The sequence below is a fragment of the Pseudoalteromonas obscura genome, from assembly GCF_030135505.1.
Taxonomy (GTDB): domain Bacteria; phylum Pseudomonadota; class Gammaproteobacteria; order Enterobacterales; family Alteromonadaceae; genus Pseudoalteromonas; species Pseudoalteromonas obscura.
On sequence record NZ_JASJUT010000011.1, the window covers coordinates 47,721 to 71,245 of the forward strand.

Below are 23,525 nucleotides of genomic sequence, written 5' to 3' on the forward strand. Positions count from 1 at the left end.
AGCTTTTATGAACAGTTTTTAGATCATTAAAAGGATCAAAAATTTGTCATACAGATGGTCTTAACTAGTAAAACATTGCTCTATTTCAGCACCTAATTTTTAACCAAGGAGATACTTTATGACAGCCGTATCGCGGGCGCCTCATGTCGGGATTTGGATGTACGAAAATGGCGGGGGAAAAGAAATTGAACAACAGTTGGTTCACGCGTTGGCAGAGCGCGGGATCTTAGCGAGTACGGGCCTCAATTTACGTGACGCCAGAGCGCGAGATGGCGGCATCGAGTGCAATGGTGTTGCAATGGAGCAGTTGGACGCCTTTCTAAGCTACAACGCAGGACAACAAACGCAATATCAGCTTTACCTCTATGAAACACTGAATGAAACCGTACCAACTCTTAACAACTATCGTGCGTTTGCTTTAGCGGAAGATAAGTTTCGTACATCTCATTTACTCAATAGCCATGGGATCTGTACACCGGATTATCGCCTATGTCATAAAAATGATATGGATGGCCTGCGTGCTGCACTGCATGATTTTGGTGGCAAGTTAGTTTATAAGCCGACAGATGGGTGGGGTGGTGTGGGCATTGTAAAGATCGAAGGTGAACAAGCGTTAGATATGATTTTGCCGTTTTTAACTCGAACAGATCTTCGTTACTTTTACGTTGAACGCTTTATTAACTATGACAATACCGATTACCGAGTTGACATTGTCGATGGGCAGTTTGTTGGGTGTTATGGCAGAAAGGCCCCGAAGGATGATTGGAAAACCAATGTAACCAGCGGCGGCAGTGTTTTCGTCCGAGAAGCCAATGATGAAGTGATAGAGCTAGCGCTGAAAGCGACCAACGCCTTAGGGCTTGAAATAGCGGGTGTGGATCTGATTTATGACCGCGAAAAAGAGCAATATGTAGTTTTGGAGGTCAATACCATTCCTGCGTTTGCAACCCCGGAACAAGAGCAGCTTGGGCTTACATTCAATCAAGCAAAGATCCAAGCAATGGTTGGTTTGATCGAAAAAACGGTTGCCAACAAAACTTCATTCCAATCAGCCAAGGTGGCCTAATCTCATGACAAACAAAACGCAATTACCAAAAATTGGACTGCTGTATCTAGACTATGTCCTGCGCTTTTTCGACAAGTCTAATTTTAAAGGTTGGCCAGACAAAATTGAAACTGTGGTTTATCACTGGGGCAACGATAAAGCGCGCTTTATCGCTGAAGTGAAGCGTAAAAAAATTGACGTGTTAATCGGTAATATTCCCGCGACGGCGTATGAGACATTTAGAGAGATCGCAAGAGCGCTGCCAGAAGTGCGATTTTTACCCTCTCTGGATAGTCAGTTTTCTAATAAATCAAAGGAAAATGTGACTCACTTTTGTCGCAAATATAAGTTACCGGCTCCTCACACAGAAATATTTTATATCCCTGATAGAGCGCAGCAATATCTTGCCAATGCTCAATATCCAAAGATCATCAAGCGCTCTTATGGGCCTTCGAACTATGGCGGGTATTTTGTGCACAAGGTCGACAATGCACAAGAGGCTCAGGCTCTACTGAGCGAAAAGAAATACTACCCGCTTTATATTCAAGACTTTGTACCCATGGAAGCAGATATCCGAGTGATGTTAATCGGGCACAAGCCAGTTTGTGCGTTTTGGCGCCGTCCGCCAGAAGGGGAATGGCTGACTAATACCAGCCAAGGTGGCAGCATGGATTACCAAGCGGTACCCAAATCAGTGTTAAAACTGGCAACGGCTGCCTCCAAAGCTGCAAATGCAGAGTATTGGGCGTGTGACATTGCACTTGGGAAGGATGGTAAGTTGCGGATCTTAGAGTGTGCAACCGCATTTGCTGCATTTCCGTATATCCGTGATTGGATCGGGCAATATTTAATGTGGTTGCTCTCCAGTGGTTACTTTAAAAAACCCAATATCCCGTTATACAACTGGGAAGAGTTAGGCAAAATAGATTCTCGTTTATTACGTACTATGCGTCATATTGGGTTTTCTCAGTATACCCCTAGTCAAGATAGTGGCGAGTTGTTCCGCGCATTTGATGAGCTAGCTTTTCCCATTTTAGATACTGAGTTTAAATTTGGCGAAGAGTGGCCAAGTGAAGTGTGGAATCTCCAAGATAACTTTGTACTCGGCGCGAAAGCAGTTGACGCAAAAGCCATGCAACCTATCCCTGCCAGTGACGAAGTTGCTGAGGATCTCAATAACTATGAAGCACCACAGTTTGACGAAGCGCAGGTGAGGGCGCTGTTAAACCAAGTGCGTGGTATCGGTGAAAAAATGGTTGAAGATATCATGACTACATTTGGTGCCCATGGTGTTGTGGAGGCATTAAATACCGATCCGACAAAGCTCTGCGTGGTTAAAAACCTCAAGGAAAAAAAGCTCGAAAAAATTGTTGAGCACTGGCAAAACCATGCTGGGTAAATTCTCTGGTTTTTATATCGATTGTTCCACATGGCGACAGCGTTAACTGTCGCCTCATTTCGTCCAATGAGTAAATCTGTGCTATGAAAATTCAATATGCTTCCTATCAAGATACGATAGATGCGCTACAAAGTGCAATGAATGAACATCCCCATTTAATTCGGCTGCAAAGTATCGGTAAAACATGGGAGGGACGTCCAATCATGTTGGTAACGGTTTCTTTAGATGTGACTTATGCCGATGATAAACCAGCCTTACTGTATACAGGTTCGATTCATGCGAGGGAGTGGATCGGCAATGAATTGGCACTTAAATTTATTCAATATGTGACAGAAAATTACCGCTTCAACCCAAAGCTACAAACAGCGCTGACACGCAACACATTGTATATGGTGCCCTGTTTGAACCCCGATGGGTTTGAGTATTCTCGCAATCACTTTTCATTTTGGCGCAAGAATCGTCGCAACAATGGAGATGGTACATTTGGTGTCGATCTTAATCGTAATTTTGATGCCAAATTTATGCGTAATCAAAACACAGGTTCAAACACCTATGGGGGCCCTCATGCTTTTTCAGAGCCTGAAACTTGTGCTATCCGTGACTTTGTAGAACAGCATGAGAATATTCGTATCGCGTTAGACTACCACTCGCAAGGCAATGTTTTTTTCCCAGCGCATAAGTTTAACCATGAAGTTGAGGTTGAAGGGGCTGACTTAAACATCTTGTGTGCCAACATGAACCATGAGATAAAAAAAGTCACTGGCAGGCAGTATGGCATTCATCGTGGCAAGCCACCAGCTCAACTAATACATGGCAGTGGCAGAGAGTATTACTATCGCAAAGGGATTATTGCGACTGTTGTAGAGGTGGGCACTAGAAACATACCTGACTATATGAAGAATATGTCAGAAAGCGTGGCAGAGAACATTCCTGCAATTTTGCATGCACTTGGTGAGGCAATTAACTATTCACCTCTGGCCCCGCTACGTGTGGCTGATTTTACTATCAAAGCGGTCGATCATGAAGGGGTAGAGCTGGAGTGGCAGTATGAAAATCGAGATGACATATATTTTGAGTTATATCGTAGCGAGAGTAATAAAAGCCCCTGTGGTGAAGAGAGCTTAATTGCCATCACCAAATCGCTGTCATTTCGTGATTCTCAGTTACGCAGTGGGCAAAGCTACTTTTACAATATTCGTGCAGTGGATAAGGTCACCAAGATCAAGTCGCCTTTTAGCCCTGAGTTAAGATTGAAAACGCATTTGGCGAGACACCAAAGTGCACGTACTTTGTTTCCAGCAAAAGAGTATGTAGGCTATTTATCAGAGAATTTTACCTCGAAAAACAAAGAGCATTTTGGTTATAACTCAATGTTTATTGGTGTGGATAAAAAGCGGGGAGTGAGTCTTGGTCTGGTGCAATTTGATTTGAGCAGCTTACCGAGCGGTGCCAACATTGAACGGGCTGAATTTTCTCTTTATCCGATGAATCGCGTTGCCGCAAAAATTGAAAAATACGGTGAGTGGTCAGTCTCCATTATTGACCCCGATAGCCTGACTGATATCTATGACTATCAAGCTGTGAGTGAAGCAAAGCCCTTGCATACGCTCGGGCAAACATTTGAGTCAGATAAAATGACACAAGGGATTTGGATGAAATGGCAACTCAATGGTGTGGAGCGCGCGCTGCTGAATTCATTGATAGCACAAAACCGCTTGTTACTGCGTTTGCAGGGTCCTAAAGCGTTACCGATAGGTAACGACTCTCAGGTGATGCAATTTGATATAGGTTATGGACCTTTTGGTAGCGGGTTACATTACCGTCCAAACCTAGAGCTCGTTTATCAGGTCCCAGAGCAACAATTGTCGTTAAGTCCAACAAGGTGCAATACCATCTACAAAAACGCGGTGGTTGCCGATAGGCTGGCTTCAGGCTTTGATGAGCAAGGAGAAATTGTATATGGTCAAATGGCTTTTGCGCTTAATGCCGATCTCCCTGTAGATAAAACGGTTTTTACCCAAGCCTGTTTGACGCTGCGAAGTAGCAACAGCATTGCCAGTGCTAAAGATGTACGTTTCACCATTGAGCTAGTGGAATTACAAGATGTGGATTTTCAAGCGGTTAAACAAAGGCAAAAAATAGAATATATAGGCTATGAAGTCAGTAACGAACAGCTGCGTGAACGCGCTGAACACCACTTTATCTTTGATAGTTATAGCTTACAGGCCTTAGAACGTTTGCATCAGGCACATACGCCCTTTTATTTCATTATTCGTGCAACCTCGGAGTCTCAAGCGACTAACGCATTGGTAAACTGGGCTGCATGCCAAGATCAACACCCTGCCCAATTAAAAATACATTATATAGAGCGGCGAAAAAATGCATTAAAAGCACCCCAAAATTTGGCTGCACAAATTGAAGGTGGCGTTGTTAAGCTGACTTGGGAAAACCCTGAGGATGAGGACTTTGTTGGGTGCTTCGTGGTGCGAAATCGCTTTCACCCGCCTCGCTCTCCCTTTGATGGTGTGAAATTATACGGTGGAAAAGATGACTACACTTTGGACAACTTTGGCAACGCCAAGCTAAGCAAGTATTACGCAGTTTTTAGTTACGATGATGTGCCTAATTACTCAGAGCCCGTGGCGCTATTTTATTCAGGAGATGAATAGAGTGCGCGTTGCAGGAAGCACCAGCTTCCTGCTATCTCTTTTCAATCCTTTATTTTAACCAAAAATAAACTTTAAATTAATAATTTAATTTCACCACCACACGCCTTTACTCTTGTTGTAACTTATTAATTTAATTATTTATTTGGATTTGTTTTAACCTTGTGTGGCAAGAAATATTCTCAATTCACCTGATACTTTGTTCGCCAGTAAGCGAAGGTGTGTTAACACCTTGAAAGGCTGTTTTATATTCTTTTGTTTCATATAAAGAAATGTAACACGCGCTTGCTAAGAGTATCGCTCTTCCCTATTTTTTATGTTTATTTGAACCAGTTTTGGGGTGAATTGTATGGGAACGGGAGGGTGGCCAAACTGTCCGTAAATGGGTGACCCATTTTAGATTCGATCGACGCGATGGAGAGCGAAGATAAGAGCGATACGCAAGGATGCTGTATAAATATAAATCATACTTGCATACAAAGTAATAATATTTGGCGCCAATCAGAGATGTCAGTTAACATTTAGAATTTACTCTATCGATGAATAATATGTATGACAGAACTGTATCACTGGTTTGATTTGTTGGGTGTTATGGTCTTTGCAATTTCAGGTACTTTGTTGGCGCACCGTAAGCATATGGATGGTTTTGGCGTTGTGGTGTTGGCCACAGTGACTGGGATTGGGGGCGGTACTATGCGAGATATAATTTTGGATACCCCCGTGTTTTGGTTGCATGATAGTAGTTATTTTGTGGCTATTATTAGCGCTGTACTGCTTTGCATATGGTGGCTTAATCGTCAAAAGACGGTGCCTAAACAGCGGTTATTGATGGCTGATGCATTTGGTCTCGCATTTTTTGCGGTTATGGGCATGCAAAAAGCCATGAGTCTAGATATGCCTGACACCACTGTGATTATTATGGGCGTGCTGACTGGTTGCTTTGGTGGGGTGATCCGAGATGTTTTGGCGGATGAAATGCCAATGTTGTTAAAAGGGGAGCTATATGCCATCACCTGTATTTTAGGGGGCGTTGTGTATACGCAGCTAACACACCTTGGTGTGTCTCTTGAAATTACCATGGTGGTGTCGATGTTATCTATTTTATTATTGCGCTTAGCAGCGATACGTTGGCATCTTGTATTGCATGTATTTAAATACAAGGATTAGCTAACCATTCAGCGCAGCGTGAAACTGCGTCAAACCAAATCGAATTCAACGGGTCATAGGCTCCGTGCATTGAGATAAACTAGGACAACGGATGTCATTAGCAAAAACTTATACACGTGCACAAGTTGGTGTTAATGCGCCGCTTGTGACAGTAGAAGTACATTTAAGCAATGGTTTACCGGCATTCAATATTGTTGGTTTGCCAGAAGCGTCGGTAAAAGAGTCTAAGGAACGTGTTCGCTGTGCTTTAGCACATTGCCACTTTTTATTTCCAGAGCAGCGTATTACGGTCAATTTGGCGCCAGCAGACTTACCTAAACAAGGTGGACGCTACGATTTAGCCATTGCGGTGGGGATTTTATTGGCTTCTGGACAAGTGCAAAATCGCCAAATAGGCGACTATGAGTTTTATGGGGAGTTAGCGCTTACGGGCGAAGTTCGCGAAGTAACTGCGGTGATCCCTGCATTGATGGCGGCAGCAGCTGCTGGGCGTTGTTGTTACATTCCAAAACCCAATCAAATGATGGCGAGTTTAGTATCCAGTGGCGTTCGTAAATCCGTCGTGAGCTTGCGGGATGTTTGGGCTGATTTAGGTGGGCAAAATGCACTGCCTTTTGACGAGGCGATGTCTTACTCTGAAGAGGCACAATTGAATGCTCATGTGGATATGAGTGAAGTGAAAGGCCAAGCCGTAGCTAAAAGGGTACTAGAAATAGCCGCTGCAGGGGCACATAATGTATTGTTTTTAGGCCCTCCAGGGACAGGCAAATCGATGCTGGCCCAGCGCATGCCAACGATTATGCCGCCAATGCAATTGAAACAAGCATTGGAAACGGCAGCAGTATATTCGTTAATAGGCAAAGAAATTGATCCTCATAAATGGCGACAACGTCCATTTCGCTCCCCGCATCACACATGTTCAGCCGTGGCATTAGTTGGTGGCTCTTCGACACCTAGGCCTGGGGAGATCTCTCTTGCACACAATGGAATTCTTTTTTTGGATGAGCTTCCTGAATATGAACGCAAGGTGCTAGATTCTCTTAGGGAACCGATGGAAACAGGCACAGTGAATATCTCCCGGGCGGCACAACAGGTTGATTTTCCAGCTCGATTTCAACTAATCGCGGCGCTCAATCCGAGCCCAACAGGATGTCACCATGACAAGCGTTCCACTCCCGAGCAAGTGTTACGTTATCTCAGTAAGGTGTCGGGTCCATTTGTGGACAGAATTGATCTTCAAATTGAATTACCGAGGTTGAGTACCGCGGAGTTGCAGTCGGGTATTGAATCTGAAAGCAGTGCCTCTATCCGCACGCGTGTTGAAAGCGCACGGCTAGTTGCAATACATCGTCAAGGTAAAGAGAATGCCTTGCTATCTAGTAAAGAGCTGGATAAATATTGTGGTTTAACGCAGTGCGTGGCCGAATATTTAGCGAATGCTACAGAAAAGCTGCATTTATCGCCGCGCTCTTATCATCGAGTAGTCAAAGTTGCAAGAACGATAGCTGATCTCAGCAAGCGCGATAATATCGCGCTGTCAGATATTAAAGAAGCACTTAGTTACCGCGCATTTGAACGCTTACTTGCCCAGCTAACTCGTTAAGCAGAAAGCATGTACCCTTTGCCACGGACTGTGACAATGCGTTTTTGGTCTTTTTCATCACCGAGCTTTTTACGCAATCGGCCTATTAATACATCAACTGTGCGATCGCTTGGGCTCCAATCTGGCTGGCCGATATCTTCTGAAATTTTAGCGCGCGATGTCGCTTTGCCCGCATTGGCAATTAAGCAGATCAAAACCTTGTGTTCTGCTTCAGTTAATCTGGCTTCATCACCATTTGGGTTTATTAAAGTGCGGTTATCTGGGTGCAATTTAAAATCAGCATATTCGATGAATTCTTCTGATTCATCTTCGTTGCGAGCGCCTGCTAAACGTTTGTATAGCGCGCGCATACGCAGCTCAAGCTCCAATAAATCAACTGGTTTACAGACGTAATCATCTGCACCTTGTGCAAGTCCAGCGATACGGTCAGCTTGAGAGTCGCGACTCGACAGCATTATCACACCGAGATCGGTTAATGTATTAAGTTCCTTAGCTAGCTGCAATCCATCAGTGGCAGGCAATACAATATCTATGATAGCCATCATAAAAGGAGTGCCTGTCTGGGCTTGCTCCTGCACGTGCTCTAGGGTCCGAGCACCGGTATTATCAACGGTGATTTGAAACTCCGTTTGTGCAAAGTGACTTTCAACTCTTTTAGCCAGTAACTCATCGTCCTCGACTAATAATACGTTTATGCTCATGGTCTCGAAACTTATTCAACAATTAATCTTAATCTTAGCACCGAGAATTCTCGGCTGAGAACCCTAAGTTATCTATTTTTATATAAAAACTCTAATGAAAAGCGACAGTAATTAGTACGCTATTTGGTCACTTTTTAAAAATCATGAAATAGTTCTAGCTTTTTATTACTTGCACATAAAAAAATAGCAGCACTAAAGTGCTGCTACAAGGTTTTATTTACCATACATGTGTTGCCACCATTGTGGCTCGTCTTTTAGGTGCTTATCGAAATAAGCAAGCATTGTATCCCACCATTGGAAACGACGATCTCTGGCAAATATTTGGTGATCAGCACCTTTATATTCGATCAGCTCGACGTCTTGATTCAGCATTTTTAAGGCGGTGTACATAATGTGGCTTTCTCCAACTGGTACGTTCACATCGGCATCGCCATGAACTAGTAGCAGAGGGGTTTTAACTTTATCGGCATTGAACACAGGACTTTGCTGACTGTACAGCTTGCTGTTATTCCACGGGTAGCTATGCTTAGATGCCTCAGACGAGTATAAATACCCCCACCAGCCATGACCCCAGTATGAAGTTAAGTTAGAGATCCCCGCGTGTGAAATTGAAGCGCTAAACATATCTGTTTTGGTGGCCAATGTCATTGTCATGAAGCCACCATAAGATGCGCCTAAATTACCTAAACGGTCCTTATCGACAAACTGGTACGCACTTAAGAATGCATTAGTGCCTTCAATGATATCGTCAGCTGCGCGGTTGCCCCAATCATTGACATGTTTTGCCGAGAATTCTTGACCAAACCCTGTTGCGCCTGATGGTTGCAACACATAGACAACGTAGCCATTAGTTGCCCAAAAGTTAAATGGGTAACGGCCTGTAAAACCGCGTGAAACTGGCGATGTACCACCGTAATAATAAATCAGTGCAGGGTGTTTTTTGTTTTTATCTAAACCGTGTGGGATATATACGCGGCCTTTGATTTCAGTCCCTGCGGAATTGGTAAAGTTAAACTCTTCCAGTGCGGCTATTTCTGCATTTTTGTACGCTAGAGGTTTTGAATCCCACAGCGTGCTGGCACGGTTGCTCTTTGCACTGAGTTGAACCAGCTTTTGTGGCGTTGACGCCGTTGTTCCAGTGGCAATAATAATAGGGCTGCGCTTGTCGGCAACACTGTATCTTTCTACAACGTCTAATTTAGTTTTAAGTGGCTTAAATTTATTTTTGCTCTCATCGAATAAATATAGCTTCTTGCGATCTTCATCAGTCGCTCTAAGCACTAAATCACCGTTATTTAATACCTTGAATGAATCAATCGAAGGGTCAAATTGCTTACTTAGGGCTTTAATTTCTTTGCCTTGTGTATTCATCCAAAACAACTGTGTGTCGTAGTTGTTGGCTAGTACACCTTGGGCGAGTGTACGACCAGCTCCGTTGCCGAACTCTGCGCCAGCTGTGACATAGATGCCATCATTACCATAACGCGCATCATTGAATGTCCCGTACTGGCCTAAAACTTTACTGCTATTGTTTGTTAGGTCAAACTCTACCAACTCAGTTATGCCATGATATGGTGCATCGTAGTGCTGTGGTGAGCGAGTAGCGAGGATGCGCTTATTTTTAGCGTCGAAATCTTCAAGAGAATGGCTAAGGTCATGTTCAGTCACTGCCTGAATTAGGCCTGTGCTGATGTCCATTAAATATACTTGGCTGATATTGCGTGCATAAGACCAGCGATCTTCTAGGCCTTTGTAGTGTTTAACTATCTTATCGCCTTTAGGCGCTGTTTTAGTCCAAGAGAAGATCAAAGTATTGTTATCAAAGAACTTGAACCCACTTGCACCGGTTAAATCTTCAGCGATGACTGTTTCTTTAAGGGTTTTGATATCGAGTGTTTTAAGCTGGTTGTTTTGAACAAAGATCACTGCTTTAGAATCTTCTCTCCAACTAACCCCATTTGCATTAACGCCATTTAAACGATAAACGACTTCACCGTCTTCGTTATAAAGTACGGTATCACGTAGTGCAGAGTTACCTTTATTGTCTTGATATTGCTGTTTGGTCGCAACGTAGTAGTTTGCATCAGGAGACAGTGAAATTGCGCTGATGGTCGGAGAGTCGAAGAGCTGTTTTGCGGATAACGCTTTGGTACTTTTCTGGGTAAATACCAGCGTGTCATGCTCAGCATTTGGGGTATAGTCGATGACCACTTTTTTCCAATCACTGACTTGCTCGGCGACAATTAACAGTTGGTGATCGCCAGTGACGGCGTTCAATGAATAACTCTCTTTGCCTTCAAGTTGTTGACCATTCAAAAAGACATGGGCCTTCTCTATACCAGTCAGGTTCAGTTTACCTTGTACAAAGCGCGTTGCAGAAAACTCAAGTTTTAGTGCCTGTAGGCCACCCATCGTTAATGCATTGACGTCAGACAGTGGTTGCCACTTGATCTCCTCGCCAAAGACTTCTAAAGAGCTATTGTTTTCACTTAATTTGCTAACGAGCGTGTTAACAATTGCTGTTTGGTGGCCGGTATGGTGCGGTTTAGTTTGAATGTTTTGACCAATTGGGCCAATAAACTGAATGTGTTGGCTATCGATTGGCGCTGCGCTGAGTTGCGTAGCTATTGCGGAAAATAGTAAAGTTACCGCTGACTTAAATTTCATAGTATGCGCCTATTGTAGGTAAATAATATGCGTTAATATAACATATTCATAAAGATTACTATGGGCTGTGCGATTAAGTGCTGTACAGCTAAGATATAAGAGAACGGTTGTTACGTGAGGAGTAGACCTTGTTTTTGTTAATTAGCTACATGTTTTTAGCTATCGCGATTTCTTTTTTATGCTCGGTTATGGAGGCGGTACTATTGAGTATCACGCCTAGCCATGTTGGGATGATGAAGCAACAAAACCCAACTTTGGCATCACGTGTGCAAAAGTTGAAAGACAATATTGATAAACCGCTAGCAGCTATATTGACGCTTAATACGGTTGCCCATACCGCAGGTGCGGCGGGGGTTGGTGCACAAGCTGCCGTTGTATTTGGAGATGCGGCGGTCGGAATGGCATCAGCGGTGATGACGTTATTGGTACTCGTACTGTCTGAAATTATTCCAAAAACGTTAGGTGCAACCTACTGGCGCGGGCTCACGCCTAGCGTGAGTTTTGCTTTGGTGTGGATGGTGCGCCTATTGAAGCCATTTGTGTGGATGTCTGATCAGTTAACCAAGCTTATTGGTAAAAAAGGTGATGAGTCTATTTATATTCGTCAGGAAATTGAGGCCATGGCGGAAATGGGTTCTCAAGCAGGCGCCTTACAAGCTGAGGAATCGGCAACCATACGCAGCCTGCTTCAGTTTAGACATGCAAAGCTAGAAAACTTAATGACACCAAGAACGGTGCTATTTAAAGTGCATAAAGATATGACGGTGCATGACTATCTTGCTGATCACGGTTCTGTGTCTTTCTCTCGCGTGCTGGTATTTGACCAAAACAGCGATGATATTGTTGGTTTCGTGCACAAAAATGACATTATGTTGGCTTATCACCGTCTTGGTGAAGATTACAAGATCAGCAAGCTGATGAAACCACTGTACACCGTGCCAGAAACCTTGGCTGCCCCGACTTTATTTCAAACCCTGTTAGAAAAGCGTATTCATATTGCCTTGGTTGTCGACGAATATGGAGATATTCAAGGCATCGTCACGTTGGAAGACTTATTGGAGTCTCTGATGGGCATGGACATCGTCGATGAACGAGAGCAAACCAGCGATATGCAAGCGGCAGCGAAACAAAAGTGGCAACAACGTATAGACAATCACAGCCATTTAATTGTCACTGAAAATGAGCCAGAAGGACAAGATAAGAAGTAGCCTCAGACGGACTGCGCTGGAAAGCTAAGGGTTTGAGTTAATCATTCTTTCCCATGAGTGTATCCAGCGCACAAATTCAGAGAGGGCTTTTGGTCGGCTGATCAAATAGCCCTGCATGAGCAGGCTGAATTTATACCTTTCTAAGTATTGAAGCTCTTCAATGCGTTCAATACCTTCTGCAACAATATCGAGTTGCTCATTTTGAGCTATGTCTATCAAACTATCGACCAAAACTTGTGAAAATCGATCTGATTCGATATAGGTGATCAAAGAGCGGTCAATTTTAATTTCTGTAAATGGCAGCGTTTTCAGCTGGTGGATATTAGTAAACCCAGTGCCAAAGTCATCAAGGGCAAGATCAAAGCCACGTAACCGTAAGCGATTGATGGTTTCCAATTGTAAACTGGTAACAATAGGCTGATGCTCGGTGATTTCGACAATGACCTCTTGAGGTTTTAAACGGTTAAGCTCCAAAATTAGCGCAAGCTTATCTGGGCAGCTGGTATCATTAAGTTGAATGGGTGAAAGATTAAAGGCCAATTTGAACGGGTAATTTAATTCATTTCTGATGAGTTGAAACTCGGTTGCCGCTTTTTCAAAAAGTTGAAACGTAAGCAGGTTTATCAAATCAAGATCCTCTGCAACGCCAATAAAGCGTTTTGGCAACATGACCTGACCATGCTCTTTTGACACAATACGAGCGAGTACCTCAATACTTTTAATTTGTTTGGTACCGCGGTGCACCTTGGGTTGATAAAAAGGTGTGATCTCATGCTGGCTAATTGCCTCTAACAGCTTTTCTTCAGTGATGGGCTGTTCATACTCTTCTTCTGTTCCGACAAAGCTGTCTAATTTTTTTAAGTTTCTTTCAACGTCAATAAGCTGTACAGGCTTTGCGATATTGCCAATTAAGTGTGTACAGTGTTGGCGCGCCAAATTGGCCGCTAAATCAATGATGCGATTTTCCATCTCTGAAATGATAATGATCCCACCGGGATAATGTATTTCACCTAAATGGCGAATAAACTCCATACCATCCATTTCAGGCATGTTGAGATCGGTGAAGATGGCATCGTAAGGGTAGGGGGACTGACGTATTTTTTCTAGAGCTTTCGCTGCGCTGTCTACGGCGGTGACGTGCTCAATATCGAGTTCAGATAGAATGGCTTGCATCACTACAAGGATCGCGTGAGAATCATCTACAACAAGTATACGTCGGCTACGATTGTTCATAATTTCCTGTCCCTAGGGCTGACTGTCTCTATGTGCTTGTTAAAGTTAGACTGCTCTAATCTCTTTAATATCATTTATTAAATGACAAAAACATTTCAAAGAGGTCGAAAGACTCGGCTGAATTCGACATCCTAAGCGTAGTACAACTTGGTAAGAATTCACTCATTGTCTCTTCAATAGAGACTATGAATTGAGGATAATAGTGAAAATTTTGCGAAGTAGTGAATACGATGACAAGAATTGAGCTTCCTATCAGTGGTATGGCTATATCTATTATGGTGAGTCAGCATACGGTGGTACAGGTGTATAAAGAGCAGCAGTCAGTCCCTATTGAAGAGCACAGCGAACATCAGTTTAGTGTGGACTTAGGGACACATATATTGATGTTGGATACTACACAGTTACACACTAATGCGCTGGCGGTATCAATTGATCAATCACCGTGGCAATGGATTGAAGTACCTCATGCTATAGAAGAGCGACGGGGCAACTGGTTGGGCTTAGCGGCACTGGGTTTTAAGTTATTTAAAAGTGCCAAAGTAGTCAAAGCGGCATTGATTGGCGCATCTGTAGCCGGGTATGCGTGGCTTTTTTCTTGGCAATTTGCTTTGATGTTGGTGGCTTGTCTTGTGGTACATGAATATGGGCATGTGCGCGCTATGAAATACTTTGGATTGAAAACCAAAGGCTTTTATCTGATCCCTTTCGTTGGTGGCCTAGCTATGAGCGAAGATAAGATGACCACTCGTTGGCAGGATGTCATTATTTCTCTGATGGGACCCGCATTTGGTTTGTTTACATCGGTGCTGGGCGTGGTGCTCTATTATGCGACCGGTGCTGAAATATTCGCAGGTGTTGCGGTACTCAGTGCATTGTTAAATTTGTTTAATTTATTACCTATTTTGCCGCTGGATGGCGGGCATGTACTTAAAAGTATCAGTTTTTCAATGCGTTCTTGGGTAGGCTTACTCGCTTGCCTTGCAGGGTTAGGGCTAGGGCTTTGGATCAGCTTTAGTTTTGGTTTGATGTTGTTGGCATTTTTCATCTTTATTGGCAGCATTGAAATTTTATTGGAGTGGCGCACGCGCCATCAAACCCATTTGCTGCCCTTAGACCGATATGGACAGGTTGTTTCCGCGGTATTGTATGCGCTCGTCGCTGTCGGGCATATTGCCGTGATGTGGCATTTTGCAGACTCAGACAATGTGATCCTGAGCCTGCCTGTGAAAATTTTGTCTAGCTAAACAAAGGTTAAGATAGCCGCAATGATAATGCCTGTTACTAGAAGTTGTAGCAGGCAAAATCCCATAATATCTCGTGCTTTTAGCCCTGCAATTGCGAGTACAGGCAAGGCCCAAAATGGTTGGATAAGGTTTGTCCACGCATCTCCCCAAGCGACCGCCATGGCTACACGGGCAATATCGGCTTCTAAGGCCTGGGCCGCCGGGATCACAATTGGTGCCTGCACAGCCCACTGCCCACCTCCGGAAGGCACAAAAATATTTACTAAGCCTGCACTCAGAAAGCTCCAAAAGGGCAGGCTTTGTGCGTCACTGATTGAGACGAATCCCGCTGAAATCTGCTCTGCAAGACCTGTTTGAACCATAATTGCCATGATCCCAGCATAAAATGGAAACTGGATCACTATACCAGCCCCCCCTTTAATTGCCTCTTGCAAAGAGTTGAGAATATGGGTGGCCGAACCATGAAACAGAATTGCTAAGAACAAAAAGAGTGCAATGATGATATTGAGGTTTAGTCCACCTCCGGTAGCAATAAAATAGTAGCCTAAGTAGCAACAGCCTAGTAAGCCTATAGCCCTGCCAAGTAACGGTGTGTGCTCTAACCGTTCTGCGGGCGTTAATTTATTGGCCGTCTTTTCTGGCTCTGATGTTTTCAGCTTTGTTTTATCAATTAAAACTTGCTCTTTTTCAGGTGGTAACATAGCGCGATTTAGCAGCGGTAGCACCACCAGCATTGCACCGAGCAAGATTAAATTGAAGTATGAAAAAATGGTTTGTCCGGTGCTTAGAATGCCAATTTGTGACTCAGCAAAGTGACCATCTGATGCAATGGTGAGGGGCACTGAGCCTGCAAGCCCGCCATGCCATACAATAAAGCCAGAATATGCGCTGGCGACCAGTACCCGGTAGTCTACATTGATGTGTCTTGCTAGAGCTTTGGCAAAGAGTGCGCCGACCACGAGGCCAAAGCCCCAGTTTAACCAGCTTGCGATCATCGAGATCAATGTGACTAATAAAATGGCTTGCTTTGGAGATTTGGCACAGCGTGCAAGTTTATTGAGCAGCTTGCCACAAAAGGGTGTATTTGCCAGCATAAAGCCTGCAATCAAAACAAGTAACATCTGCATCGCAAATGTCAGTAAATTCCACAATCCACTTCCCCAGATTTGTACGGTTTCAATTGGGGTGGTTGGTGTGAATAGGGTTGCCATAAACATAACAAACAAGGTTAGTATAATGACAAAAACAAAGGGATCTGGCAGATAGCGCTCGACAAGTCGACTCAGTGGCCGTGTAATGGTGTTTAGCATGGATAAAGTCCTGTTGTTATTATGTAGGCCTGCATGGCTTTTTGTCACATAGTGAAGTGTATATGAAACAATGTGCTAAACAATAGTGGTGATATTGAACAATATAACTAATAAAAGGACTAATAGTTAGTTAATTAGACTAATCTCAATTCTTTAATTTGAACTCTTTGTTTTTAACTTGTTGATACTTAAAAATTTAAATGTTGGCATATATTGTGATTAGTATTAAATATAGTGAATGAAGCAAGGAGCTTCTGTACACTCTGTCAAAATTTGATGTTTTTGGAATAGACATACAACAAAGAGAGGTATTTATGGCAGGACAAGGTTCTGGCGGTAATGTTATTGCGGCAATATGTAATGTATTTTTTCCTGGTTTAGGGCAGTTAGTTCAAGGCCGTTTGTTGGCAGCCATTATATTTGCCATTATTACGGTTGGTGGTTATGCACTGTGGTTTTTAGTTGTGCCCGCTATCATTGCTGCCGTCGTACACCTTTGGGCAATCATTGACGCAGCAAAGTACTCTTCACGGGATTAGCCAGTATAGCCAGAGACTCATAGTAATAGGACTTAGTAGCGTGGACATCACCACGCTACTGGCCAGCGTAGCTTGAGCACATTGTTGCTGTCTCGCGACGAGGTATGCGTTTACGCCCAGTGGAGACGCCGCCATTAAAGTCAATACGGCGGTATGTTCTGCGGGCAACTCCATCCAATTTGCAAATCCCCATACCATTATCGGTAAAAGCACTAATTTCGCTGCGCTAAGGAGCAGAGCACTTTGCCATGCTTGTTTGATGGAATACTGGACTAAACTGACCCCTAGCACAAAAAGTGCACCTGCAATGGCGGGTTTTGCCAACCAGTCTAATCCAGACTGCATTAAGGTAGGAATAGAAAGCTCAACAGCGTTGAAGACCAACCCTAAGCTGATACTTAGCACAATGGGGTTGATAAATAAGGGTTTCAGTGTAGTTATTAGAGATTGTTGCGCTGTACTTGAGAACAAAAAGCTCAACGCAAACAGCAATGCACTGTGAAAGGTAATAATCATAAATACCATTGCGCCTGCATCGTTGCCAAGGGCTGCGATGATCACCGGAAGGCCAACCAAAACCGTATTAGAATAGGTTCCGCCAAGTCCCCACATAGCTGCATCATTCAAAGCTTCTCGGTGAACGAGCCACTTTGTTGCAAGGATCAAAAAGTAGCATGTAGCTACGGGTAAATAGAAAGCTAGCATAATCTCAGTTGAAGCAACCTGAGACAGATCTGCACGGTACATGTTTAAGAACAAAAATACAGGAATAGCGAGATAAAAAATAAAGCGCCTAAGCCCTTCCAATTGATTGGTTGCAATAAAACCACTCTTACCGCACACAAACCCGGTGAGTACTAAAAAGATCAAAGGAAAAAGAATTTCAACGGGTGTCATAAGCTTACTGTTTGCGTGTTCAGGAGCAGTATTATACGAATTACACAAATATTTTCACGGGATTGATGAAGCTTATATTATCAACCGGATTACCCTTTTATAGTGAGTTAAGGATATAATTAGGGACTATCCAGAAGAAATGAAAGTAGTATGGAATATCAGTTTATTAGAGATCCGATCACAGGCTATCGTGTGCGTATGTCACAAGAGCATGCGCTGGTAGGTCGTTGGTTGAACGAAGAACTGGCAATTGCCGATGTGAAACAGTTTGTGCAACAAATGGATATGTTAGGCCAAGATCAGGAAGAAATACGCTTAGAAGGCAAAGAAGTACGTCTTACGCTATCAAAAGATGAAGCGTTATTCGAAGCGCACACGCTGTACCAGAACGAGGTTGACCTATCTCGCTATGAAGATGATTTTTTAGAATTAGATGAAGATGGTTTAATGGCAGGGTGTGGGTTTGAAGATTTTCGAGCCCTGATGCTCGACTGGCAAGCATTTACTCAGGGCCGCAGGTAATCATCGTTTAAGCGGTTGCCTGTTGAGGCGGTGCGCCGTATAAACGCTCGGCTCTTTGAAATAGCACCCAAGAGGTGAGAATATATTTATCATTAGAGCGCGGCATGTTGCCTCTGTGAGTATGGGTGAAATAACTTGGGGCGATCACCATACTGCCCTGCTTTGGTGCTAGCTTTTTGTTTTGATAGAAAAACTCAGTTTCTCCGCCTTCTTCAACATCATTGAGGTAAAACATAAATAACAACACGCGGTGTAGCGCTTCATTGTGATGAAGTTGAGGGTATACCTCACTGTGCCAGTAAGGATAGCCGCCTTTATTTACTGGATACTTTTGCGCTTGAATGGGGCCGAGTCTAAACAATTGCTGAGTTAATACGTGAAGTTGGGGCTTACCTACTTCTTCAAAGTTTTCTACAGTTAGGTTTACTGGTTCACCTGTTTGCGGATGGTAGACATTGAGACCAAACGCCCCTAGCATCATAAAAAAGTGCTCTTCGATGTATTGAAATAGATACTTTGATGTGACTTGTTCAATTTCTCGCAATTGATTTTGATATTCAGGATGATTGTTGAGATATAAATCTTGGCTGACTTTTTTGCTAAGGTCGACGCCGCCAGAAGTTTGCCCTTGAGCTAAATGTGGACTTTTATCAAAGGTTTGCATAAATTTGTTGCAAAACTCTGCACTGAGTGCATTGTCATAAACGCGAATAAAATCAGTCATCTCAATCCTCAAAGGTTGTTAGAATTATTATGCTTACAGAAAAAATCATGCCACGTTTTAGTGAAACTGACGTGCTAGGCCATATAAACAATACCGTACTCCCCGTTTGGTTTGAAGCGGCAAGGGCACCTATTTTCAAAATTTTTACACCAGATTTAAATCCACGCAACTGGAAGTTGATTGTTGCTAAGGTGGAAGTCACTTTTAAAGGAGAGCTATTTTACGGTCAGGAAGTGGAGATCAAGACCATGATTGAAAGAGTAGGTAATAGCTCCTTTGTTATTTTACAGCAAGCATGGCAGCACGGAGAGTGCTGCGCTGAAGGGCGAACTACCATGGTACGTTATGACTTTGCAGCGAAAGCATCGCAATCTCTTGATGAACGTGAGCGAACTGCATTGTCAGAGTATCTCGTAAAGTAGCAATAAAGCGCTGTATATACAGCGCCATCTAGTATTGGTTATTTGGTCATTACCCGAGTTTTAAATTGATGTCCTAGCGCTGCGGATATGCAGGGGAGGACATCGTATTGGTAGCTTGATAAAGTATTGGAGTCATCGAGTTTGGTGATTTGTAAAATCTCATAATCATTCAATTCAATCACTCGTGTTCCTTGTGCATGTTCGCAACGAGAGCGTGAGTCAGCTTCATACTCATAAATAAAATGTGCCAATATGCGTTTTAAGTGGGTTTCGTACTTAACCGTATTTTCGCTGACTGTAGAAATTCTCATTTTAAAATCTTCAAAGTCAGGGTCTTGCTCTGCCGATACGGTTTGTTGTTCTGCACGCTCAAGCTTTAATACATTCACTGTGCTAGTTTGCGGTCCTTCATTATTTGCAGTTGTCACATTGATAGGTTGATTGGCGATAATCTCAAACCACCCTTTGAAAAACTGATTCACGCCACCAGACAAACCTGTGTGCGATAACAGATTGGCTACTTGCACAAGTATAAATAGGCTAAAGATAAAGCGTAACAATCCAGTGGTTACTGGGAATTTGTAATCTGTGGGCTGCCAAATACGGTGTAAGCCAAATGGCCTAAGCAGTATGAGCATTAATAAATATAACGGCTGAATAATTTGCAATAGCAGCAGTAACACGATGGTGGTAAGAAAAAACCAAGTTGGCAGCGATAGAAGTACGCTGAGGTTATGGCTATATGGTAAAGGATCTGAACTGACACCTGTAATGTCATTGATCATGCCTGCGGCTTGTACCAATGCGTAATTAGCGATGAAGGCATAAAAGAGTAAAATAATGGCTTTACCGGGCAAACTTTCCCAAAACACTAGAAATTTTGGCCAAAATTCATAGGTCATGGCACACAGAACAAGTACTGCAACCAAATTCACCCAGCCAGTACTGTCTTGATTTGCAAATACTATTGCGTAGATGCTAATAAAAAAAGCTGAAAAGTAAAGTCGTTGTGGTGTGTTGAGTGAATGCCAAAAGCGTTCGAATGGTGCGCTTACTTTTATCGCGGCTTGCTTCATTGTAACCCAAGCGGGGTGGTTCATTGTTATTATCATCCCTACTGTTAAAACCAAGTTGCAGCGGCGAGTACGCGCCGCTGCACCTCAGTATTTATAACATAGGCTTAAGGTAACGACCAGTATGGGATTGAGGGTGCTCTGCGACTTCTTCAGGTGTACCAGACACCAAAATCTGGCCACCGCCTGAGCCTCCTTCTGGACCAAGGTCGACAATCCAATCGGCGGTTTTAATGACATCCAAATTGTGCTCGATAACGACAACGGTGTTGCCATGATCTCGCAGTCGATGCAGTACTATTAGTAGCTGTTGGATATCGTGGAAGTGTAGGCCTGTGGTTGGTTCATCCAAAATGTAGAGTGTTTTACCTGTATCTCGTTTGGATAACTCACGTGCTAATTTGACTCGTTGTGCCTCACCCCCAGAGAGTGTTGTAGCAGCTTGGCCGAGTCGGATATATGACAAACCAACGTCCATAAGTGTTTGTAGTTTGCGATTGATAGCAGGAATTTTATCGAAAAACTCTCTGGCATCTTCAACGGTCATCTCCAATACTTCATGGATATTCTTACCTTTGTATAAGACTTCAAGGGTTTCTCTATTATAGCGTTTACCTGTACATACATCACAGGGGACATAGACGTCAGGTAAAAAGTGCATCTCTACTTTGAGTACTCCGTCACCCTGACAAGCCTCACAGCGACCACCTTTAACGTTAAAACTAAAGCGGCCGACTTTATAACCACGAGAGCGGGCTTCTTGAGTACCTGCAAATAACTCTCGGATGGCGGTAAAGATACCTGTGTAAGTTGCGGGGTTGGAACGCGGTGTTCTGCCGATTGGACTTTGATCAATATCGATAACTTTATCAAAATGATCCAGGCCTTGAATGTCCTTATGCGGTGCAGGTTCCGAGACTGTAGCGCCGTTTAAAGCACGGTGCGCCAGCTTATATAGCGTATCGTTGATCAGGGTTGATTTACCTGAACCTGATACGCCTGTAATGCATGTCATCAAGCCAAACGGAATCTTTAAGTCGACATTTTTTAAGTTGTTGCCAGTCGCCCCAAACAACTCCAACCATTTCTCATTTGTCTGGTGTCTCTCTTTTGGTACTGCGATTTCTTTACTGCCTGCCAAATATTGCCCGGTTAGAGAATCTGGGTTTGCAATAATGTCTTCTCGGCTCCCTTCTGCCACCACATGACCACCATGAACGCCTGCCCCTGGGCCTATATCAATGATGTGATCCGCGGCGCGTATTGCGTCTTCATCATGTTCAACGACAATAACGGTATTTCCGAGATCGCGTAAATGTGTCAGCGTGCTAAGCAGTCGATCGTTATCCCTTTGGTGCAGGCCAATTGACGGTTCATCAAGTACATACATAACGCCTACCAGCCCGGCTCCAATTTGGCTGGCCAGCCTGATCCGCTGAGCTTCACCACCCGATAAAGTGTCAGCACTGCGTTCGAGTGATAAGTAGTTGAGTCCTACATTGATTAAAAATGACAGTCTATCGCGAATTTCTTTTAGTACTTTTTCAGCGATTTGCGCTTTTTGGCCCGTGAGGGTCAACGACTCAAAAAACTGACATGCTTCACCAATACTCATCGTTGTAACTACTGGTAGATTCGTGTCGCCAATAAAGACGTGTCTGGCTTCTTCTCTGAGGCGCGAACCGTTACAGCTTGGGCATGCTTGACTGGTTTGGTATTTTGCGAGCTCCTCACGTACTGAAGTAGATTCGGTTTCGTGATAGCGGCGGTTCATATTATTTAACACGCCTTCAAACTCGTGATTTCGGGTGATCAGATCACCTCTATCATTGCGATAGTTAAAGGCAATTTTGGTTTTGCCTGAGCCCTCTAAGACGACTTTTTGCGCGGCTTTGGGCAACTCGCCAAAGGGTAGCTCTAAATCAAATTCGTAGTGCTCTGCGACAGAGCTTAGCATCTGAAAGTAATAAAAACTGCGCTTGTCCCACCCTTTAATTGCACCGCCAGCAAGACTCAGCTCAGGATTCTGTACAACTCGATTTGGATCGAAATACTGTCTTACACCTAGGCCATCACAGCTTTGGCAAGCACCAGCTGGGTTGTTAAACGAAAACAGCCGAGGCTCTAACTCAGCCATTGCGTATCCGCAAGTTGGACAGGCAAAATTGGCTGAAAAAATAATGTCTTCAGCATCTGGGTCATCCATACTGGCAATTTGTGCAATACCATCCGCCAAATCCAGTGCAGTTTCAAATGATTCAGCTAATCGTTGTTGCAAGCCATCTTTGACTTTAAACCGGTCGACCACAACCTCTATCGTATGCTTTTTGTGCAGTTCTAATGTTGGAGGGTCTGACAGATCACATACTTCTCCATCGATCCGTGCACGTATGAAGCCTTGACTTGCCAATTGCTCCAGTAACTTAACATGCTCACCTTTACGGTTTTTGACTACTGGGGCGAGTAACATGAGCTTACTGCCTTCAGGTTGAGCGAGAGCAGTATCAACCATTTGGCTAATAGTTTGTGCTTTTAGCGGGAGATCGTGAGTTGGGCAGCGGGGTTCTCCAACGCGGGCGAATAACAGCCTCAAATAATCATAGATTTCAGTAATGGTACCAACTGTTGAGCGCGGGTTATGCGATGTTGATTTTTGCTCGATAGAAATTGCAGGGGATAGCCCCTCAATATGGTCAACGTCAGGCTTCTCCATCAGAGATAAAAACTGTCTGGCATAAGCGGAAAGAGATTCTACATAGCGCCTTTGCCCTTCAGCGTACAGCGTATCGAAAGCGAGCGATGATTTCCCTGAACCAGATAGTCCTGTAATGACGATTAATTTGTCTCTTGGGATGGTCAAAGAGATGTCTTTGAGGTTATGCGTTCGCGCACCTCTTACTTCTATTTTATCCATAGTGGCCTTTTGTGAATCTCATGTGCTTGCAACCAAATCTGGGTGTGTATATCACATTCGCTTATTTTTTAATATTTCACCGCTGCGCTGAGATATGTATACCTTATATGACACTATTTGAAGCTAAGTGATCATTCAATGGGTATGCAAACTAAATTATGGGTAGCTGTATACTCATACAGTATACATAA

Annotated in this window: 18 protein-coding genes; 10 read left to right on the forward strand and 8 right to left on the reverse strand. The window is 43.5% G+C overall.

The window, feature by feature from the left end:
* The first annotated feature begins 118 nt into the window (after positions 1-118).
* From QNM18_RS20755 to QNM18_RS20775, 5 genes are all read left to right on the forward strand, one after another.
* Positions 119-1,066, forward strand: a complete 948-nt coding sequence (locus tag QNM18_RS20755; RefSeq protein WP_284138328.1) for an ATP-grasp domain-containing protein — start codon at positions 119-121, stop codon at positions 1,064-1,066.
* Between the two features lie 4 nt (positions 1,067-1,070).
* Positions 1,071-2,444 carry an ATP-grasp domain-containing protein gene (locus QNM18_RS20760; RefSeq protein WP_284138329.1) on the forward strand — a complete coding sequence of 458 codons (1,374 nt, stop codon included), beginning with the start codon at positions 1,071-1,073 and terminating at the stop codon, positions 2,442-2,444.
* An 83-nt stretch (positions 2,445-2,527) separates the two neighbouring features.
* A complete protein-coding gene (locus QNM18_RS20765) occupies positions 2,528-5,113 on the forward strand; it encodes a M14 family zinc carboxypeptidase (RefSeq protein WP_284138330.1) in 2,586 nt (861 codons plus the stop codon).
* A 549-nt stretch (positions 5,114-5,662) separates the two neighbouring features.
* Positions 5,663-6,277 carry a trimeric intracellular cation channel family protein gene (locus tag QNM18_RS20770; protein ID WP_211011848.1) on the forward strand — a complete coding sequence of 205 codons (615 nt, stop codon included), beginning with the start codon at positions 5,663-5,665 and terminating at the stop codon, positions 6,275-6,277.
* A gap of 91 nt (positions 6,278-6,368) precedes the next feature.
* The gene (locus tag QNM18_RS20775) at positions 6,369-7,880 is read left to right on the forward strand and encodes a YifB family Mg chelatase-like AAA ATPase (protein ID WP_284138331.1); all 1,512 of its coding nucleotides are present in this window, start codon (positions 6,369-6,371) and stop codon (positions 7,878-7,880) included.
* On the opposite strand, the gene QNM18_RS20780 is transcribed toward QNM18_RS20775, so the two are convergent.
* A complete protein-coding gene (locus tag QNM18_RS20780; protein WP_023397278.1) occupies positions 7,877-8,581 on the reverse strand; it encodes a response regulator transcription factor in 705 nt (234 codons plus the stop codon). The two genes, QNM18_RS20775 and QNM18_RS20780, sit on opposite strands and share 4 nt — an antisense overlap.
* A gap of 213 nt (positions 8,582-8,794) precedes the next feature.
* A complete protein-coding gene (locus tag QNM18_RS20785) occupies positions 8,795-11,248 on the reverse strand; it encodes an alpha/beta hydrolase family protein (RefSeq protein ID WP_284138332.1) in 2,454 nt (817 codons plus the stop codon).
* Between the two features lie 128 nt (positions 11,249-11,376).
* Here QNM18_RS20785 and QNM18_RS20790 point away from each other — a divergent pair, with 128 nt between their 5' ends.
* On the forward strand, positions 11,377-12,456 hold the full coding sequence (locus QNM18_RS20790) for a CNNM domain-containing protein (protein ID WP_023397276.1): 1,080 nt from the start codon (positions 11,377-11,379) through the stop codon (positions 12,454-12,456).
* A gap of 24 nt (positions 12,457-12,480) precedes the next feature.
* On the opposite strand, the gene QNM18_RS20795 is transcribed toward QNM18_RS20790, so the two are convergent.
* Positions 12,481-13,689, reverse strand: coding sequence for an EAL domain-containing response regulator (locus QNM18_RS20795; RefSeq protein ID WP_211011851.1), 1,209 nt, complete (start codon positions 13,687-13,689; stop codon positions 12,481-12,483).
* Between the two features lie 230 nt (positions 13,690-13,919).
* Here QNM18_RS20795 and QNM18_RS20800 point away from each other — a divergent pair, with 230 nt between their 5' ends.
* Positions 13,920-14,933, forward strand: coding sequence for a site-2 protease family protein (locus tag QNM18_RS20800; protein ID WP_284138333.1), 1,014 nt, complete (start codon positions 13,920-13,922; stop codon positions 14,931-14,933).
* On the opposite strand, the gene QNM18_RS20805 is transcribed toward QNM18_RS20800, so the two are convergent.
* Positions 14,930-16,243, reverse strand: coding sequence for a short-chain fatty acid transporter (locus QNM18_RS20805; RefSeq protein ID WP_284138334.1), 1,314 nt, complete (start codon positions 16,241-16,243; stop codon positions 14,930-14,932). The two genes, QNM18_RS20800 and QNM18_RS20805, sit on opposite strands and share 4 nt — an antisense overlap.
* Positions 16,244-16,557: 314 nt before the next feature.
* Here QNM18_RS20805 and QNM18_RS20810 point away from each other — a divergent pair, with 314 nt between their 5' ends.
* Entirely contained in the window at positions 16,558-16,782 is a 225-nt protein-coding gene (locus QNM18_RS20810) for a hypothetical protein (protein WP_023397272.1), read from the forward strand.
* Here QNM18_RS20810 and QNM18_RS20815 read toward each other — a convergent pair.
* Positions 16,771-17,679 carry an AEC family transporter gene (locus QNM18_RS20815; protein WP_211011854.1) on the reverse strand — a complete coding sequence of 303 codons (909 nt, stop codon included), beginning with the start codon at positions 17,677-17,679 and terminating at the stop codon, positions 16,771-16,773. The two genes, QNM18_RS20810 and QNM18_RS20815, sit on opposite strands and share 12 nt — an antisense overlap.
* 150 nt (positions 17,680-17,829) lie before the next feature.
* On the opposite strand from QNM18_RS20815, the gene QNM18_RS20820 reads away from it, so the two are divergent.
* On the forward strand, positions 17,830-18,201 hold the full coding sequence (locus QNM18_RS20820) for a YacL family protein (protein WP_284138335.1): 372 nt from the start codon (positions 17,830-17,832) through the stop codon (positions 18,199-18,201).
* Positions 18,202-18,208: 7 nt separating this feature from the next.
* On the opposite strand, the gene QNM18_RS20825 is transcribed toward QNM18_RS20820, so the two are convergent.
* The gene (locus tag QNM18_RS20825; protein WP_023397267.1) at positions 18,209-18,925 is read right to left on the reverse strand and encodes a 2OG-Fe(II) oxygenase; all 717 of its coding nucleotides are present in this window, start codon (positions 18,923-18,925) and stop codon (positions 18,209-18,211) included.
* A gap of 29 nt (positions 18,926-18,954) precedes the next feature.
* Here QNM18_RS20825 and QNM18_RS20830 point away from each other — a divergent pair, with 29 nt between their 5' ends.
* A complete protein-coding gene (locus tag QNM18_RS20830; protein ID WP_284138336.1) occupies positions 18,955-19,347 on the forward strand; it encodes an acyl-CoA thioesterase in 393 nt (130 codons plus the stop codon).
* A gap of 38 nt (positions 19,348-19,385) precedes the next feature.
* On the opposite strand, the gene QNM18_RS20835 is transcribed toward QNM18_RS20830, so the two are convergent.
* Positions 19,386-20,459: a hypothetical protein gene (locus QNM18_RS20835; protein WP_284138337.1), complete on the reverse strand. Its 1,074-nt coding sequence runs from the start codon at positions 20,457-20,459 to the stop codon at positions 19,386-19,388.
* Positions 20,460-20,514: 55 nt separating this feature from the next.
* Positions 20,515-23,334, reverse strand: coding sequence for an excinuclease ABC subunit UvrA (gene uvrA, locus QNM18_RS20840; RefSeq protein WP_211011859.1), 2,820 nt, complete (start codon positions 23,332-23,334; stop codon positions 20,515-20,517).
* Positions 23,335-23,525: the final 191 nt, after the last annotated feature.

What these genes read in the sequence shown, in the direction of transcription:
- QNM18_RS20770 (WP_211011848.1), top strand. Translation starts at nt 5,663, where the DNA reads ATGACAGAACTGTATCACTGGTTTGATTTGTTGGGTGTTATGGTCTTT.
- QNM18_RS20775 (WP_284138331.1), top strand. Translation starts at nt 6,369, where the DNA reads ATGTCATTAGCAAAAACTTATACACGTGCACAAGTTGGTGTTAATGCG.
- QNM18_RS20805 (WP_284138334.1), bottom strand. Translation starts at nt 16,243, where the DNA reads ATGCTAAACACCATTACACGGCCACTGAGTCGACTTGTCGAGCGCTAT.
- uvrA (WP_211011859.1), bottom strand. Translation starts at nt 23,334, where the DNA reads ATGGATAAAATAGAAGTAAGAGGTGCGCGAACGCATAACCTCAAAGAC.
- QNM18_RS20780 (WP_023397278.1), bottom strand. Translation starts at nt 8,581, where the DNA reads ATGAGCATAAACGTATTATTAGTCGAGGACGATGAGTTACTGGCTAAA.
- QNM18_RS20765 (WP_284138330.1), top strand. Translation starts at nt 2,528, where the DNA reads ATGAAAATTCAATATGCTTCCTATCAAGATACGATAGATGCGCTACAA.
- QNM18_RS20760 (WP_284138329.1), top strand. Translation starts at nt 1,071, where the DNA reads ATGACAAACAAAACGCAATTACCAAAAATTGGACTGCTGTATCTAGAC.
- QNM18_RS20810 (WP_023397272.1), top strand. Translation starts at nt 16,558, where the DNA reads ATGGCAGGACAAGGTTCTGGCGGTAATGTTATTGCGGCAATATGTAAT.
- QNM18_RS20815 (WP_211011854.1), bottom strand. Translation starts at nt 17,679, where the DNA reads ATGACACCCGTTGAAATTCTTTTTCCTTTGATCTTTTTAGTACTCACC.
- QNM18_RS20820 (WP_284138335.1), top strand. Translation starts at nt 17,830, where the DNA reads ATGGAATATCAGTTTATTAGAGATCCGATCACAGGCTATCGTGTGCGT.
- QNM18_RS20825 (WP_023397267.1), bottom strand. Translation starts at nt 18,925, where the DNA reads ATGACTGATTTTATTCGCGTTTATGACAATGCACTCAGTGCAGAGTTT.
- QNM18_RS20830 (WP_284138336.1), top strand. Translation starts at nt 18,955, where the DNA reads ATGCTTACAGAAAAAATCATGCCACGTTTTAGTGAAACTGACGTGCTA.
- QNM18_RS20835 (WP_284138337.1), bottom strand. Translation starts at nt 20,459, where the DNA reads ATGATAATAACAATGAACCACCCCGCTTGGGTTACAATGAAGCAAGCC.
- QNM18_RS20755 (WP_284138328.1), top strand. Translation starts at nt 119, where the DNA reads ATGACAGCCGTATCGCGGGCGCCTCATGTCGGGATTTGGATGTACGAA.
- QNM18_RS20800 (WP_284138333.1), top strand. Translation starts at nt 13,920, where the DNA reads ATGACAAGAATTGAGCTTCCTATCAGTGGTATGGCTATATCTATTATG.
- QNM18_RS20795 (WP_211011851.1), bottom strand. Translation starts at nt 13,689, where the DNA reads ATGAACAATCGTAGCCGACGTATACTTGTTGTAGATGATTCTCACGCG.
- QNM18_RS20785 (WP_284138332.1), bottom strand. Translation starts at nt 11,248, where the DNA reads ATGAAATTTAAGTCAGCGGTAACTTTACTATTTTCCGCAATAGCTACG.